Consider the following 15,506-nt stretch of genomic DNA (forward strand, 5'->3'; position numbering starts at 1 on the left):
TACGAGTCAGGAGTGGAACACCTGGGTGAAGTAGTAGGAAGTCCAGCCGTCAGGGTCATGGCCGAAAGCGATGCCCACACCGCTCGTGTTGTGCGTGCAGTTGAGCATGGTCGCCTTATGGCTAGGACTGTTCCACCAGGCGTTGAAAGCCGTGTCCGGCCCAGGTGGGGCAGCATCGCCCCGAAATCTTCCGCGGAAGACGTTCTCGGCGCCGGAGGAACCCACGGCCTTTGCGATTCGACCATCGGGCCCAGAAGCCAAACCACCGTCAGACCCGTAATGTCCTGGAAAGCCTTCCGGTGACAGTTTGTCCCAGAGGCCGGGATGAGCAGCCAGGTCTTCACAGTGGGCTCGTGCTACGAGCACGAGCCGCGGATCGACTTCAAGGCGCGAACATCCCCCCTGTACGAGGTGCGCGTCCTTGACCAGCTCCCAGGTCCTGCGTTCCTGGGTGTCCATCACGTCTGTCGCGTTCGACTCGATGTGCCCCAGGACGAAGGTCCAGCCTGCCGCTTCGTGCCCACCACCGGTGGGGCACCGGCCTTTGTTGGTCGGGAATCCGTCAAAGAAGAGTGCGTGGCACTTGCCGCAGTAACGCCAATCACCCTGCTCTCTCGGACTGGGGGGAGAGGTCATGGGTCCGTGGTAAGCACCGAAGTGCCAACCCGCCGCAGTGTGCCCACCGCCGGCAGGACATCGACCCTTGTCCGAGAATCCGTCGTAGAAGAACGCGTGACATGGGCCGCAGTGGCGCCACCGTGCCTGCAGCACAGGAGATTCCACGGGTTCTTGGTCGCCACCCCACACGCTGTAGTTGAAGCCCCAGGCTTTATGTACGCCGCCCGCTGGACATGGGCCCTTGGTCAAGAAGCCATCGAAAGCCAGAACCTGACATTTGCCGCAGGAACGCCAATCGAACTGCTGAACCATGAGTAGCGAGCCTTCTCATTCGTGTCGGGTCCACTAACTCCCCCGAGGCGGGGTCACCCCTTTCCAGGGTGACCCCGCTGTGTGAACCGCGCATCTCCGCGACCTCTTGGTCCGGGATGGCTGTCTGCACGATCTGCGCCACACTGCTGCGACGGAGCTGCTCATCTCGGTGGCAGGTTGACGCTTTCATCTGGAAGTCGGGCGAGTGGAGGCGCTGGGCGCCCGGCACCGTAATTGAGACGGGAACTGAGACGGGCGATCAAAAGGGCGGCATCCACGGGGATGCCGCCCTTCGCTATCGCCTGGTCAGGCAGTAAGAGGCCGTGGCGGGATTCGAACCCGCGTAACTCGCTTTGCAGGCGAGCCCCTGAGCCACTCGGGCACACGGCCGTGATCACGTCTCACACGGCCGTGGCGGGAATCGGACCCGCGTGACTCCCCGCGAGCGGAGCTCGCTGATGGGTGCAGCGCAGGCGAGCCCCTGAGCCACTCGGGCACACGGCCGTGTTGACATCACGACCGTAGGGCGGTGCGGGGGAGTGGCTCAAGGGAAGGGCGGGGGCCGCAACGCGACTGCCATACGCCGTTCACGCACGGAGTGACGGCGTCTCAGGGTGTCGGCAGCTGGACGTACTTCCGGAAGGTGTAGGTCGCGTCGTAGGACATCAGGTTCCCGCTCGCGGCCGGCAGCCCGAGCCGCCGGTTGAGCGGTGCCGTCAGCGGCCCGCAGTTCTCCGCGGCGGGGGCGGTGAAGGTGTCGTCGTACGCGGAGAACTTGATCAGCGGTGGATCCTGCGAGATCCACTGCGAGGGGCCCGACCGCTTCAGCCCGAAGTCGACCGGAGTGCTCGCCCCGATGACGCATCCCCGCGGCAGCAGCGGGCTCAGCAGCCGGAAGCGCAGGCTGAACCGGCCCGTGTAGAAGTCGGACCGGCCGCCGTACTCCGGCCGTATCGCCAGTTGGAGCGGTCGCGAGCGGTCCCCGGCCGCCGTTCCGGTCAGCCCGCCCGGGACGGCGGTCGGCGTCGTGTGCATCGCGCCCCACACCTGCCCGTCGCTACCGTCCGGCATGGGGCCCTCGGCGTGCGTCATGGTGATCGGAGCGAGATCCACGGTGACCTCGCCCATCGTCAACCGCGGTGCCGCACTGTGGACCTCGCACTTCCAGCGGGCCCGGTCGACCCCGGCGGGCAGGGCGGGGCAGTCGCCGAAATCGGCCGCGGATCGCGCGGTGGTGGCGTGCGGAGCGGCGTACGCGGAACCCGGCGCGCACACCCCCGCAAGACCTACGAGGGCGGCCGCACCGGCCAGGGCGACCGTGGCACGGCGGGCGAGGGACGTCCGGAGACCGTCGGCAGTGGTGTTCGACATGACCCACAGCCTTCCGGCCACGACCGCCCGCCCGCCATCGGTGACTCCCCCGCCTCGACCCTGAGCCACCCCTGATGGCCTGTCAGGGATCACCCGCTGGATGCGACGGCGGCGTCCGCCGGCCCCTTCCGGGACGTACGACCAAGGTCGCAGGCACGGTGCGGCTTTTGACAGGGGTCAAAGTCTGTCATGGGCCTTACGCTGTCGGCCATGAGTGCCCTGGAATCCCGTGACGCCGCTGTCGTCGAGCAAGCCGTCGAGCCGGACGGCGGTGTGCTGGGCCGGTCGTACCGGGCGCTGAGTGTCGGCATCGTCTCCGTCGTCCTGCTGATCGCCTTCGAGGCGACCGCCGTCGGCACCGCGATGCCCGTCGCCGCACGGGAACTGGACGGCGTGGCCCTGTACGCCTTCGCCTTCTCCGGGTACTTCACGACCAGCCTCTTCGGGATGGTGCTCGCGGGGCAGTGGTCCGACCGGCGCGGTCCCCTCGGCGCGCTGACCACGGGGATCGGCGCCTTCGCCGCGGGACTGGTCGTCGCCGGGACCGCGCGGACGATGTGGGTGTTCATCCTGGGGCGGGCCGTCCAGGGCCTGGGCGGCGGGCTGGTGATCGTCGCCCTGTACGTCGTCGTCGGCCGCGCCTACCCGGAACGGCTGCGGCCCGCGATCCTGGCCGCCTTCGCGGCCGGCTGGGTCGTGCCCTCCATCGTCGGCCCCCTCGCCTCCGGAGCCGTCACCGAGCACCTCGGCTGGCGCTGGGTGTTCCTCGGCATACCGGCCCTCGTCGTGTTCCCGCTCGCCCTCGCCCTGCCGCAGATACGCAGGCGGGCGTCCGGACCGGTCGACGCGGAGGCGGGCGCGGCCTCCTTCGACCGCCGGCGCATCCGGCTCGCCCTCGCCATCTCCCTCGGCGCCGGACTCCTCCAGTACGCCGCCCAGGACCTGCGCCCGTTCTCCCTGCTCCCCGGCCTCGCCGGCGCCGCCCTGCTCGTGCCCGCCGTCCGCGGTCTCCTGCCGCACGGCACCTACCGCGCGGCCCGCGGCCTGCCCTCCGTCGTGCTGCTGCGCGGACTGTCCGCGGGGTCCTTCATCGTCGCCGAGTCCTTCGTGCCGCTGATGCTGGTCACCCAGCGCGGCCTCTCCCCGACGCTCGCCGGGTTCTCGCTCGCGGCGGGAGGCGTCACCTGGGCGCTGGGCTCCTGGGTGCAGTCCCGGCCGCGCGTGGCGCCGTACCGGGAACGGCTGATGACCGCCGGGATGGTGCTGGTCGCCGCCGCGATCGTGACCGCCCCGAGCGTGCTGCTGCACTCCGTGCCCGTATGGACCGTCGCCGTCGCCTGGGGTTTCGGGTGCCTCGGCATGGGACTGGTGATGTCCGCGACCAGTGTCCTGCTGCTCCGGCTGTCCGCCCCGGAGGAGGCCGGCGCCAACTCGGCCGCGCTGCAGATCTCCGACGCCCTCTCCAACGTCGTCCTCCTGGCGGCGACCGGCGCGGCCTTCGCGTCCCTGGGCGGCGGCAGCACGGCGGTCACCACCGCGGCCGAGACGGCGGGCGGCGCCCGTCCGGCGGCCTTCGCCGCCGTGTTCCTGCCGATGGCGGGGGTGGCGCTGGTGGGGGCGTGGGTGACGAGGCGCTTGCGGTCTTCCGCCTGACACCACGTGGTACCACTTAGTACCATGGCGCCATGGCTGGACTGAACCTGCGGTTTACGGACGAAGAGCTCGAGGCACTGCGCGAGCGCGCTGCGGCGGAGGGACGCAGCATGCAGGCCTTCGCCCATGACGCCGTGATGGCGGCCGTAAACGAGCGCTCACGACTGTTCAACGAGGCGGCCGAGCATGTACTGAGGGCGAGCGCCGAGCTGAACCGGAGGCTCGCCTGATGTACTACCTCACGCTCCCCGAACTGCTGAACCTGGCGCAGCGGCTCGGGGCGGACGAGGTGCGCGACTACGGGCTGCTGGACTCGGCGCTCGCACGTCCTCAGTCGAGCGTGTTCGGGCAGGACGCCTACCCGGACGTGTGGCAGAAGGCGGCGGCCCTGATGGAGTCCCTGGCCCGCAACCACGCACTCGTCGACGGCAACAAGCGCATCGCCTGGTACGCCACCTGGGTCTTCCTGCACGTGAACGGGCATCCGCTGGACCCGGACTTCGACGTCGACGAGGCCGAGCGCTTCGTGCTGGATGTCTGCCAGGGCGCCCTGGACGTGCCCAAGATCGCCGGTCGGTTGCCCCGTTTCGCGCGCTGACTGTGAGCTGAATCGCACCCGAGGGGGCGCGGCCTCGTTCGCGCGGGGACACCGCCCGGCCGCCGGTAGGGTGGCCCGGTTGTCATACGTAGCCGAGCCCGCCCGACCCGTTCCCCGGAGACCGTGACTACCACCGCCGCTTCCTCCTCCACCCACTCCCACCACCTCTCGCCCGCCTTCCCGGGCCGGGCCCCCTGGGGTACCGCCAGCAGGCTGCGTGCCTGGCAGCAGGGGGCGATGGAGAAGTACATCCAGGAGCAGCCGCGTGACTTCCTCGCCGTCGCCACGCCCGGCGCCGGCAAGACGACCTTCGCGCTGACCCTCGCCTCCTGGCTGCTGCACCACCACGTCGTGCAGCAGGTGACCGTGGTCGCGCCGACCGAGCACCTGAAGAAGCAGTGGGCGGAGGCCGCGGCCCGGATAGGCATCAAGCTCGACCCCGAGTACAGCGCGGGCCCCCTCGGCAAGGAGTACGACGGCGTCGCGGTCACGTACGCCGGCGTCGGTGTGCGGCCCATGCTGCACCGCAACCGGGTCGAGCAGCGCAAGACCCTCGTGATCCTGGACGAGATCCACCACGCCGGCGACTCCAAGTCCTGGGGCGAGGCCTGCCTGGAGGCGTTCGAGCCCGCCACGCGACGGCTCGCGCTGACCGGTACGCCGTTCCGGTCCGACACCAACCCGATCCCCTTCGTGACGTACGAGGAGGGCACGGACGGCATCCGGCGCTCCGCCGCCGACTACACCTACGGATACGGCAACGCCCTCGCCGACCACGTCGTCCGGCCCGTCATCTTCCTCTCCTACAGCGGCAACATGCGCTGGCGCACCAAGGCCGGTGACGAGGTCGCCGCCCGGCTCGGCGAGCCGATGACCAAGGACGCGGTCAGCCAGGCGTGGCGCACGGCGCTGGATCCGCGCGGTGAGTGGATGCCCAGCGTGCTGCGCGCCGCCGACCAGCGGCTGACCGAGGTCAGGAAGGCGATCCCGGACGCCGGCGCCCTCGTCATCGCCTCCGACCAGGACTCCGCGCGCGCCTACGCCAAGCTCATCCGGGAGATCACGGGTACGAAGGCCACGCTCGTGCTGTCCGACGACGCCGGCGCCTCGAAACGGATCGACGAGTTCAGCGACGGCCACGACCGGTGGATGGTCGCGGTGCGCATGGTGTCCGAGGGCGTCGACGTGCCCCGGCTCGCGGTGGGCGTGTACGCGACGACCATTTCGACCCCGCTCTTCTTCGCGCAGGCCGTCGGGCGTTTCGTACGGTCGCGGCGGCGCGGCGAGACCGCGTCCGTCTTCCTGCCGACCGTGCCCGACCTGCTGACCTTCGCCAACGAGATGGAGAAGGAACGGGACCACGCCCTCGACAAGCCGAAGAAGGAGGGCGAGGAGGACCCGTACGCCGAATCCGAGAAGGAGATGGAGGAGGCGAACAAGCAGCAGGACGAGGACACCGGCGAGCAGGACATGCTGCCCTTCGAGGCACTGGAGTCCGACGCCGTCTTCGACCGGGTGCTGTACGACGGCGCCGAGTTCGGCATGCAGGCCCACCCCGGCAGCGACGAGGAGCAGGACTACCTGGGGATCCCGGGGCTGCTGGAGCCCGAGCAGGTGCAGTTGCTGCTGCAGAAGCGGCAGGCCCGGCAGATCGCGCACAGCAAGAAGAAGCCGGACTCCGAGGCGGACCTGCTGGAACTGCCGGCCGAGCGGCGGCCGGTGGTCACCCACAAGGAGCTGATGGAGCTGCGCAAGCAGCTGAACACGCTGGTCAGCGCCTATGTGCACCAGAGCGGCAAGCCGCACGGCGTGATCCACACCGAACTGCGCCGGGTGTGCGGCGGCCCGCCGAGCGCGGAGGCGACGGCGGGCCAGCTGCGCCAGCGGATCGACAAGGTACGGGAGTGGGCCACGCGCATGCGCTGACCCGCTGACCCGCTGAGCCTGGGCTGCCTGCTGCCTGCTGCCTGCTGCCTGCTGCCTGCTGCCTGCTGCCCGGTGCTCGCTGCCTGGTGCTCGCTGCCTGGTGCCCGCTGTCCGTTCCGGGAGCCCGAGGCCCCGGCCCCCGGCCGTCGGCCCCGCCCCGGCCCCGCGTCAGCGCAGCGCCTCGGCGACCTCCCGGGCCGCCTCCACCACCCGCGGGCCCACCCGCTCCGGCACCGCGTCCGCCAGCATCACCACGCCCACGCTGCCCTCGACGCCCGTCACGCCGACCAGCGGCGCCGCGGCACCGCTCGCGCCCGCCTCCAGCTCGCCGTGCGTGAGGGTGTAGCCGGGGTCGGTGGACGGTGACTGCCTGGCGGCGAGGATCGCCCGCCCGGCCGCGCCCCGGTCCAGCGGGTGCCGGAATCCGGCCCGGTAGGCCACGTGGTAGTCCGTCCACGTCGGCTCGACCACGGCCACGGCCAGCGCCTCCGTCCCGTCCACCAGCGTCAGGTGCGCCGTCGCCCCTATGTCCTCGGCCAGCGACCGCAGCGCGGGCAACGCGGCCTCGCGCACCAGCGGGTGCACCTGCCGGCCGAGCCGCAGCACCCCGAGCCCGACCCGGGCGCGGCCGCCGAGGTCACGTCGCACGAGCGCGTGCTGTTCCAGCGTGGCGAGCAACCGGTACACGACGGTCCGGTTCACGCCCAGTTTGGTGGACAACTCCGTGACGGTCAGCCCGTGGTCGGTGTCGGCGAGCAGCTTGAGGACGCGCAGTCCCCGGTCGAGCGTCTGAGAGGTCTCCGCGGTCACGACGCCCACTCCTTTGGTGGTGAGGTCGGCAACCCCTGGGCGTCGTACTCGTCGCCGAGTCCCGTCGGCGACGCGCCTCAGAGGCCGCCGATCGGCAGGACGGCCCGGCGGCTCCGGGCCCAGTCGCTTCACGGCTGCGCTCCGCGGCGGCGCTGCCACGGGGCGTGTGCGTAGCGGGACAGTAGCGAAGCCGGTTCGCTGAGCGGAAGGCTTCGTCCAGAATCCGGGCAAGGCGAGATCCAGCCTGTCGGCATTCGTCCGGATACGCTCACCGCCACCTCTGAGCTACGGGTCCTCCACGCGGGGTGAGGGGCCGGTGGCCGCGTGGGGCCGCCGGGTTAGATTGACTCCGTGCTCTCACGTCTCACACGCTCCCAGGCAGTAGCCGTCTGCGCCCTGCCCGTCGTGGCTTTGATCGCCACGGCGGCGTTCGCTCCGCTGCCGTTCTCGGTGGCCCAGCCCGGCATGACGGCCGACGTGCTCGGTGAGAACAAGGGCACCCCGGTGATCACCGTCTCCGGTGCGGCGACCCGGAAGACCAGCGGACAGCTGCGGATGACCACCATCGAGGCCACCGGCCCGGACGCCCAGATGTCCCTGGGCGACGTGGCCGGCAACTGGTTCCGCACGGACCGGGCCGTCATGCCGCGCGACTCGGTGTACCCGAGCGGCGACACCGTCAAGGAGATCGAGAAGCACAACGCGGCCCAGATGCGTGAGTCACAGGACGCGGCGACCCGGGCGGCGCTGAAGTACCTGAACCTGAGCGCCGACAAGGTCAAGGTCGATCTCAAGCTCGCCGACGTGGGCGGGCCCAGCGCCGGCCTGCTGTTCACCCTGGGGATCATCGACAAGCTGGACGGCGACGGCAGCGGCGGCGACCTCACGGGAGGCCGCACCATCGCCGGTACGGGCACGATCGACGCCGGCGGCAAGGTCGGCGCGGTCGGCGGGGTGGCCCTGAAGACGCAGGCCGCCCGGCGGGACGGCGCCACGGTCTTCCTGGTGCCGAAGGCGGAGTGCGCCGACGCCCGTTCGGAACTCCCCGAGGGCCTGCGCCTGGTCCCGGTCACCACCCTGAGGAGCGCCGTCGACGCCCTGGTCTCCCTGGAGAAGGGCAAGGGCAAGGTACCGAGCTGCTAGGCCCTGTCGTCTGGAGCTCCTCAGGTGAGGACCTCTCACTCGCCCCCGGCGGCCTGTTCCACCAGCGGGATGATCCGCAGCGGAACCGGGGTCTCCATGACGATCGTCGTGGACGCCCGGACGATGCCCTCGAAGCCGACGACCCGGTCGATCACCCGCTGGAGGTCGGCGTTGGAGCGGGCCACCAGCCGGCACAGCATGTCGCCGCTGCCGGTCGTGGTCAGCAGTTCCAGCACCTCCGGCACGGTGGCCAGATGTGCCCGGACGTCGGCGCCCTGGCCCTGCCGGATCTGGAGCGTGGCGAACGCGGTGACCGGGTAGCCGAGCGCCGCCGGGTCCACCTGCGGGCCGAAGCCGCGGACGACCCCGTTCGACTGCAGCCGGTCGAGTCTGGCCTGCACCGTCCCGCGGGCCACCCCGAGCCGCCGGGACATCTCCAGCACGCCGATGCGCGGCTCCCGGGCCAGGAGCACGATGATCCGTCCGTCCAGCCGGTCGATCGCCATTTCCGAACCCTCCGGAGGTGGTCATCCTGTACAGAAAGGCCGACGGAACGGCCGTACCGCTGAGCACATTGCCCAGTGAACACGCAAACTATTGCGCACCTTGCAGGCCGGGGTCACCCTTCGGCTATGACGCAGACCACACACGACACTCCCGGCGCGACCGCTCGGCAGGCCGACCCCTTCCCGGTCAAGGGAATGGACGCGGTCGTCTTCGCCGTGGGCAACGCCAAGCAGGCGGCGCACTACTACTCCACCGCCTTCGGCATGAAGCTGGTCGCCTACTCCGGACCGGAGAACGGCAGCCGCGAGACCGCGAGCTACGTGCTGGAGAACGGCTCCGCGCGCTTCGTCTTCACCTCGGTCATCAAGCCGAGCACCACCTGGAGCCACTTCCTCGCCCAGCACGTGGCCGAACACGGCGACGGCGTCATCGACCTGGCCATCGAGGTCCCGGACGCCCGCGCCGCGTACACGTACGCCATCGAGCACGGCGCCCGCTCCGTCGCCGAGCCGTACGAGGTGAAGGACGAGCACGGCACCGTCGTCCTCGCCGCGATCGCCACCTACGGCGAGACGCGCCACACCCTCGTCGACCGCAGCGGCTACGACGGCCCCTACCTGCCCGGCTACGCGGCCGCCAAGCCGATCGTCGAGCCGCCCGCGCAGCGCACCTTCCAGGCCGTCGACCACTGCGTCGGCAACGTGGAACTCGGCCGGATGAACGAGTGGGTCGAGTTCTACAACAAGGTCATGGGCTTCACGAACATGAAGGAGTTCGTGGGCGACGACATCGCCACCGAGTACAGCGCGCTGATGTCGAAGGTCGTCGCGGACGGCACCCTCAAGGTCAAGTTCCCGATCAACGAGCCCGCGATCGCCAAGAAGAAGTCCCAGATCGACGAGTACCTGGAGTTCTACGGCGGCGCCGGCGTCCAGCACATCGCGCTGAACACCAACGACATCGTCCAGACCGTCCGCACCATGCGCGCGGCCGGCGTCCAGTTCCTCGACACCCCGGACTCCTACTACGACACCCTCGGCGAGTGGGTGGGCGACACCCGTGTCCCGGTCGAGACCCTGCGTGAGCTGAAGATCCTCGCCGACCGCGACGAGGACGGCTACCTGCTGCAGATCTTCACCAAGCCGGTCCAGGACAAGCCGACCGTGTTCTTCGAACTGATCGAGCGGCACGGCTCGATGGGCTTCGGCAAGGGCAACTTCAAGGCCCTGTTCGAGGCGATCGAGCGCGAACAGGCCAAGCGCGGCAACCTGTAGGTCACCGGAGCCCCCGCCGGCCCGGTCACCGCTCCGGCAGCGGCTCGTCCGGCACGTCTCCCAGTTCCCGCAGCGCGGACCGCGCTGCGGGAACCCACAACGGGGAGAAGTACGGGTTGATCCGCAGCGCCTCCTCCAGGTGCCGCCGGGCCGGCCCCGTCAGCTCCAGCTCGCCCTCGATCACGCCCCGGTGGAAGGCGTACAGCGCACTGCGCACCCCGCCGCCCTTGGCCTTGTCCGTGGCGACGGAGGCGTACGTCAGCGCCTCCGCGTCCTCTCCGGCCCGGTACAGCGCCCAGCCGAGGGCGTCGGCCACCTCGATCCCCGGCTGGCGCCGCCACTCCTGGCGCAGCCGCTCCACGGCCTCCCGGGCATCCCCGTGGTCCGCCTCGAACTGGCCGATCAGCAGCTCCTCGTCGACCCCGCCCGCCACCGCCTCCCGCACCAGCGTCCGCAACCGGTCGTACTGCGCCTCGGCGGAGTCCGTGCGCCCCAGCGACTCGTACAACTCGCCCAGCTCCAGGACGTCCTGCGCTCTCGCCCGCCCGGCCACGGCCGCCCGGTACGAGGTCAGCGCCTCCTGCGTGCGGCCCAGCGCGGCCAGCGCCCGCCCCCGCCCGGCCAGTGCCGCCCGCCGGCCCGCGTCGAGGCGTACGGCCGCCTCGAAGTGCCGCAGCGCGTCCGGCAGGTCCCCGCGCTCCCAGGCCAGCTGCCCCAGCCCGGTCAGGTAGGCGGCCTGCTCGACGGGCGTGCCGGCGGCCGCCGCCGCGTCGGTCAGCTGGGCCACCGCGTCCTCGCGCCAGCCCCGGTCCCGGTACACTGCCGACGCTCGCGCCTTGACGGCGGGGCGCGCGGCCCCGTCGGTGCGCAGCTCCATCAGCTTGTCCAGGGTCTTGCGGGCGGCCTCGTAGTCGCCGAGCCCGTTGTAGGCGTCGATCAGCGGCCCGTACGCCGCCCACCGCCCGGGCGCCGGCTTCAGCGCCTGCTCGGCGTATCGTTTCGCCACCGGGAAGTCCCGCCGCGCCAGCGCCAGCGCGGCCATGCCGTCCAGAGCCTCGGCGTTCCCGCTGCCGCGCACCTCCAGCGAGGTCCGCAGCGCCCGCTCGGCCCTCGGATAGTCCGCCGCGTCGGCCGCCGCGCGCCCCCGCTCCACGTACGCCGACCCCAGCACCGCCCACGCTCTGGCGTCCCGCGGCCGCACCCGCACCCGCCGCTCCTGCTCCCCGATGAGCGCCGTCAGCCGGGGCAGCGCCGCCGGCACCCCGAAGGTCACCGCGGCCGGCGCCTGCGCCCGCGGGCCGGCGGCCGGCGGCGCGGCCGCCCCGTGCCGCCGCTCGCCGGGCAGCAGCGTCAGCACCGCGCCCGCGACGACACCGCCCGCAAGCGCGGTGGCCAGCACCCGCCGCAGCCACCGCAACGGCCGGCGCGGCGCGGGCGGCCCAGCGGCCGGGGACGTACCCGGCACCCTCAGTCGCTTGTCCATGGCGCTCACTGTGCGTCAATACGACGAGCGCGGCCGGGTGGCCCAAGGGGCGGCGCGGGCGGGTTCACACCGATGGCGGCGAGTGTCACGCTGTGATCATGAGCCGTATCGAAGCGCCCTGCGACGAAGCGACGAGCAACCTCACCGACCGGCTCCTGGCGGGTCTGCCGCCGGAGGCCGTCCTGACCGACACCGACGTCACCGCCTCCTACGCCAACGACATGGCGAGCTTCTGCCCCGCGGGCGTCCCGGCCGTGGTCGTGCTGCCGCGCACGGTCGAGCAGGTGCGGCACGTCATGCGGACCGCGACCGAGCTGCACGTCCCCGTCGTCCCGCAGGGCGCCCGCACGGGTCTGTCCGGCGGCGCCAACGCCACCGACGGCTGCATCGTGCTGTCGCTGACCAGGATGGACCGCATCCTGGAGATCAGCACCGTCGACCGGATCGCCGTGGTCGAACCCGGCGTCGTCAACGCGGCGCTCTCCCGCGCGGTCGAGGAGCACGGCCTGTACTACCCGCCGGACCCCTCCAGCTGGGAGACGTGCACCATCGGCGGGAACATCGGCACGGCGTCGGGCGGCCTGTGCTGCGTCAAGTACGGCGTCACCGCCGAGTACGTGCTCGGTCTGGACGTCGTCCTCGCCGACGGGCGCCTGATGTCCACCGGCCGCCGCACCGCGAAGGGCGTCGCGGGCTACGACCTCACCCGCCTGTTCGTCGGCTCCGAGGGCTCCCTGGGCATCGTCGTCCGGGCGGTGCTGGCCCTGAGGCCCAAGCCGCCGCGGCAGCTGGTGCTGGCCGCCGAGTTCGCCTCCGCCACCGCCGCCTGCGACGCCGTGTGCCGGATCATGGAGAGCGGTCACGTCCCCTCCCTCCTCGAACTGATGGACCGTACGACGGTCAAGGCGGTCAACGCCTTCGCCCGCATGGGTCTGCCGGAGACCACCGAGGCGCTGCTGCTGGCCGCCTTCGACACCCCGGACCCGACGGCCGACCTGGCCGCCCTCGGCGCGCTGTGCGAGGCCGCCGGAGCGACCCAGGTGGTCCCCGCCGAGGACCCCGCCGAGTCCGAACTGCTGCTGCAGGCGCGGCGGATCGCGCTGCCCGCGCTGGAGGCGGCCACCGGCACTACGATGATCGACGACGTGTGCGTGCCGCGCTCGAAGCTCGGCGCCATGATCGAGGGAACCGAACGGATCGCCGAGAAGTACCGGCTGACCATCGGGGTCTGCGCGCACGCCGGCGACGGCAACACCCACCCGGTCGTCTGCTTCGACGCGAAGGACCCCGACGAGTCACGGCGGGCCCGCGAGTCCTTCGACGAGATCATGGCCCTCGGCCTGGAACTGGGCGGCACCATCACCGGCGAGCACGGGGTGGGCGTGCTGAAGAAGGAGTGGCTGGCCCGGGAGATCGGCCCGGTGGGGATGGAGATGCAGCGGGCGGTCAAGCGGGCCTTCGACCCGCTGGGGATCCTCAACCCCGGCAAGCTCTTCTGACCTCGCCTCCGGCCCGCTCACCGGGCGAGCAGGTGGTCGAGCGCGTCGTCGATGCCCAGCCGCCCGCCCTCCGTCCCCGGGGGCACCGCCCGCAGCGTCCGCTCCAGCCAGGCGGACACCTGGGCGGCGGGCGCCTCCAGCAGGGCGTCGCCGTCGGGGGAGTCCAGCGCCATCAGCACGACGCCGCGCCGGCCGGTCCTGGACGGCCACACCCGCACGTCCCCGTGCCCGCACGGCCGGAACACCCCCTCCACCAGCAGCTCACGGGCGAACGTCCAGTCGACGGGGTGCTCGGAGTCGATGTGGAAGGTGATGTGCACGGCGTAGGGGTCGTCGGTGCGGTAGGCGAGCCGGGCCGGGACCGGGACGGCGTGCTCCGGCGACAGGATGAGCCTGAGTTCCAGCTCCCGTTCCACCACGGTGTGACGCATGACCTGCGTTTCCTCTCTCGTCGGCGCTCGGCGGGGCCGCTCGGTGGACGCCCGCACCGGGGGAGAGGGGGCAGGGGGCCGGCCATTACGCGGGTCCGGGGAGGTTTCCTCCGCGCTCCCGGCGGACCCGTGAGCGCCCGGCACGGCGTTGCCCGGAAAGGGGTGGGTACGGCTGGACTGGCGGTGGGGGATGCCCGCGTCTGGTAGATGTGGAGGCTCCCATACCACCCCCGAGCAGATACGGGACGACGGACATGAGCGCCCCAACCCCGGCCCCAGGTGACGACAGGCCCCGCGAGGGCTACTACCCGGACCCGTCCATTCCCGGCTACGTCCGGTACTGGAACGGCGCCTCCTGGGTGCCCGGCACCAGCCGGCCGGCGCCGAAGGACGGCGAGCCGCTCAACCCGCCGCCCGGCGTCCGCCCGGCGGCCCCGGCCGTGGAGGAGACGGGTCCGCACTTCTTCGACGAGGACCCGCAGCCGCACGCGGCCGACGCGGGAGACGCCGGTCCCGGCGGCGAGCCCTGGGGGTCCGACCCGAGGCGCGCGGCGCAGGCCCCGGCCGGGCCGGCCGACGAGGGCCCCGACCCGAGCGGCACCTTCCTCTTCCGCCGCCCGGTCCCGGGCCCCGCGGCCGTTCCGGACGAGGGCACGATGACGTTCCGCCCGGTACCGGGCCAGGACGCCCCGGGGGCCCGGAACGACGCCCCGGGGGCCGGGGGTGCACACGTGCCCGGCCAGGGAACCGGTCCCGGCGGGCACACCGGCGGCACCGGCTCCGGTGTGCCCGGCTTCGGCGTTCAGGGGCCGGTCAGCACGTCCATGCCGTCGTCTTCCATGCCGTCGTCTTCCCCGGCACCCGCGCCCGCCCCGCCCGGCTCGGCCCCTTCCACCGGCCCCGGCTTCGGCGCCGGAAAGGCCGCTGCGGCCCGCGCCGCCGTGCAGCCCCCGCAGACGGCGCAGCCCGCGCAGGGCTCCCAGGGCTACGGCTACCCGCAGTCCGCGCAGCCTCCGCAGGGCTCCCACGGCTACGGCTATCCGCAGTCCCCGCCGTCAACGCAGACCCCGCAGTCTCCGCACGCCCCGCAGGGCTCCCAGGGCTACGGCTATCCCCAGTCCGCGCAGGGCTCCCAGGGCTACGGCTACCCGCCGCCCGCCGCCCATCAGTCACCGGTCGCGCCCGCCTCCGTGTCGCCCCCGGTGCCGCAGCAGGCCGGGCCGGGGCAGGGCGGAGCAGCCGGTCCCCTGAGCGCCGGTCCCGGGGGCGGGCAGAGCTCCTGGGCCCAGCAGGTGCACCAGCTGGCCGGGGGCGCGGAAGAGCAGCCCGTGGCGCCGTGGAAGCCGCCGGTGGAGGACCCGTTCCAGGCGGCGGCGCGGCGCCAGGCCGCGGCCCGGCCCGCCGGGCTCGGCAAGCGGTTCGCCGCCCGGCTGATCGACAGCCTGGTCGTGGCGGCGGTGACGGCTGCGGCGGCCGTGCCCCTCGGGCTCCAGGCCGCCGACCACATCCAGCAGAAGATCGACGCGGCCCGGCTGTCCGGCCGTACCGTCACCGTGTGGCTGCTCGACGGCACGACCGGCACCAGCCTCGGCATCGTCCTCGGCGTCCTCCTCCTCTCCGGTCTCGTGTACGAGGTGCTGCCGACCGCCAAGTGGGGGCGGACCCTCGGCAAGAAGCTGTGCGGTCTGGAGGTGCGGGACATCGAGGCGCACGAGGCCCCGACGTTCGGCGCGGCCCTGCGCCGCTGGCTGGTCTACAGCGTCCCCGGTCTGCTCGGCGTCGGGGTCGTGGGCGTGCTGTGGTGCGTGTTCGACCGTCCCTGGCACCAGTGCTGGCACGACAAGGCGGCCCGCACGTTCGTCGCCGGCTGACCGCGGCGGG

At 72.2% G+C, this 15,506-nt stretch carries 14 protein-coding genes and 2 tRNA genes; 8 read left to right on the forward strand and 8 right to left on the reverse strand.

What is annotated here, in order from left to right:
• Positions 1 to 6 precede the first annotated feature (6 nt).
• The 4 genes from IE177_RS04525 to IE177_RS04540 form a co-directional block, all read right to left on the reverse strand.
• Complete coding sequence (locus IE177_RS04525; protein ID WP_190013425.1) at positions 7 to 636, reverse strand: CAP domain-containing protein; 630 nt, start codon at positions 634 to 636, stop codon at positions 7 to 9.
• 612 nt (positions 637 to 1,248) lie between these two features.
• Positions 1,249 to 1,320: transfer RNA gene (locus tag IE177_RS04530), tRNA-Cys, on the reverse strand.
• A 16-nt stretch (positions 1,321 to 1,336) separates the two neighbouring features.
• Positions 1,337 to 1,434, reverse strand: a tRNA-OTHER gene (locus IE177_RS04535).
• 105 nt (positions 1,435 to 1,539) lie between these two features.
• Positions 1,540 to 2,301: a hypothetical protein gene (locus IE177_RS04540; protein ID WP_190013426.1), complete on the reverse strand. Its 762-nt coding sequence runs from the start codon at positions 2,299 to 2,301 to the stop codon at positions 1,540 to 1,542.
• Positions 2,302 to 2,511: 210 nt separating this feature from the next.
• Here IE177_RS04540 and IE177_RS04545 point away from each other — a divergent pair, with 210 nt between their 5' ends.
• From IE177_RS04545 to IE177_RS04560, 4 genes are all read left to right on the forward strand, one after another.
• Positions 2,512 to 3,954, forward strand: a complete 1,443-nt coding sequence (locus IE177_RS04545) for an MFS transporter (RefSeq protein ID WP_190013427.1) — start codon at positions 2,512 to 2,514, stop codon at positions 3,952 to 3,954.
• Positions 3,955 to 3,986: 32 nt separating this feature from the next.
• Positions 3,987 to 4,184 carry a hypothetical protein gene (locus tag IE177_RS04550; RefSeq protein ID WP_190013428.1) on the forward strand — a complete coding sequence of 66 codons (198 nt, stop codon included), beginning with the start codon at positions 3,987 to 3,989 and terminating at the stop codon, positions 4,182 to 4,184.
• Entirely contained in the window at positions 4,184 to 4,552 is a 369-nt protein-coding gene (locus tag IE177_RS04555) for a type II toxin-antitoxin system death-on-curing family toxin (RefSeq protein WP_190013429.1), read from the forward strand. The genes IE177_RS04550 and IE177_RS04555 overlap by 1 nt, the downstream gene beginning before the upstream one ends.
• A 123-nt stretch (positions 4,553 to 4,675) precedes the next feature.
• Entirely contained in the window at positions 4,676 to 6,478 is a 1,803-nt protein-coding gene (locus IE177_RS04560; RefSeq protein ID WP_190013430.1) for a DEAD/DEAH box helicase, read from the forward strand.
• Between the two features lie 168 nt (positions 6,479 to 6,646).
• On the opposite strand, the gene IE177_RS04565 is transcribed toward IE177_RS04560, so the two are convergent.
• Positions 6,647 to 7,288 (reverse strand): IclR family transcriptional regulator, encoded by a 642-nt coding sequence (locus IE177_RS04565; RefSeq protein ID WP_190013431.1) that lies wholly within the window; start codon positions 7,286 to 7,288, stop codon positions 6,647 to 6,649.
• Between the two features lie 351 nt (positions 7,289 to 7,639).
• On the opposite strand from IE177_RS04565, the gene IE177_RS04570 reads away from it, so the two are divergent.
• Complete coding sequence (locus IE177_RS04570; protein ID WP_190013432.1) at positions 7,640 to 8,431, forward strand: S16 family serine protease; 792 nt, start codon at positions 7,640 to 7,642, stop codon at positions 8,429 to 8,431.
• A 35-nt stretch (positions 8,432 to 8,466) separates the two neighbouring features.
• Here the strand turns inward: IE177_RS04570 and IE177_RS04575 are convergent, their stop codons facing one another.
• Positions 8,467 to 8,937: an Lrp/AsnC family transcriptional regulator gene (locus IE177_RS04575; protein WP_190013433.1), complete on the reverse strand. Its 471-nt coding sequence runs from the start codon at positions 8,935 to 8,937 to the stop codon at positions 8,467 to 8,469.
• Between the two features lie 126 nt (positions 8,938 to 9,063).
• Between IE177_RS04575 and hppD the strand changes: the two genes are divergently transcribed.
• Entirely contained in the window at positions 9,064 to 10,212 is a 1,149-nt protein-coding gene (gene hppD, locus IE177_RS04580; protein WP_190013434.1) for a 4-hydroxyphenylpyruvate dioxygenase, read from the forward strand.
• A gap of 25 nt (positions 10,213 to 10,237) precedes the next feature.
• Here the strand turns inward: hppD and IE177_RS04585 are convergent, their stop codons facing one another.
• Complete coding sequence (locus tag IE177_RS04585) at positions 10,238 to 11,695, reverse strand: tetratricopeptide repeat protein (RefSeq protein ID WP_190013435.1); 1,458 nt, start codon at positions 11,693 to 11,695, stop codon at positions 10,238 to 10,240.
• A gap of 92 nt (positions 11,696 to 11,787) precedes the next feature.
• On the opposite strand from IE177_RS04585, the gene IE177_RS04590 reads away from it, so the two are divergent.
• Positions 11,788 to 13,194, forward strand: a complete 1,407-nt coding sequence (locus IE177_RS04590; RefSeq protein WP_190013436.1) for an FAD-binding oxidoreductase — start codon at positions 11,788 to 11,790, stop codon at positions 13,192 to 13,194.
• Positions 13,195 to 13,211: 17 nt separating this feature from the next.
• On the opposite strand, the gene IE177_RS04595 is transcribed toward IE177_RS04590, so the two are convergent.
• The gene (locus IE177_RS04595; protein ID WP_190013437.1) at positions 13,212 to 13,625 is read right to left on the reverse strand and encodes an SsgA family sporulation/cell division regulator; all 414 of its coding nucleotides are present in this window, start codon (positions 13,623 to 13,625) and stop codon (positions 13,212 to 13,214) included.
• Positions 13,626 to 13,879: 254 nt separating this feature from the next.
• Between IE177_RS04595 and IE177_RS04600 the strand changes: the two genes are divergently transcribed.
• Positions 13,880 to 15,496 (forward strand): RDD family protein, encoded by a 1,617-nt coding sequence (locus IE177_RS04600; RefSeq protein ID WP_190013438.1) that lies wholly within the window; start codon positions 13,880 to 13,882, stop codon positions 15,494 to 15,496.
• The last annotated feature ends 10 nt before the right edge of the window (positions 15,497 to 15,506 follow it).

Source organism: Streptomyces lucensis JCM 4490 (genome assembly GCF_014650035.1).
GTDB classification, from domain to species: domain Bacteria; phylum Actinomycetota; class Actinomycetes; order Streptomycetales; family Streptomycetaceae; genus Streptomyces; species Streptomyces lucensis.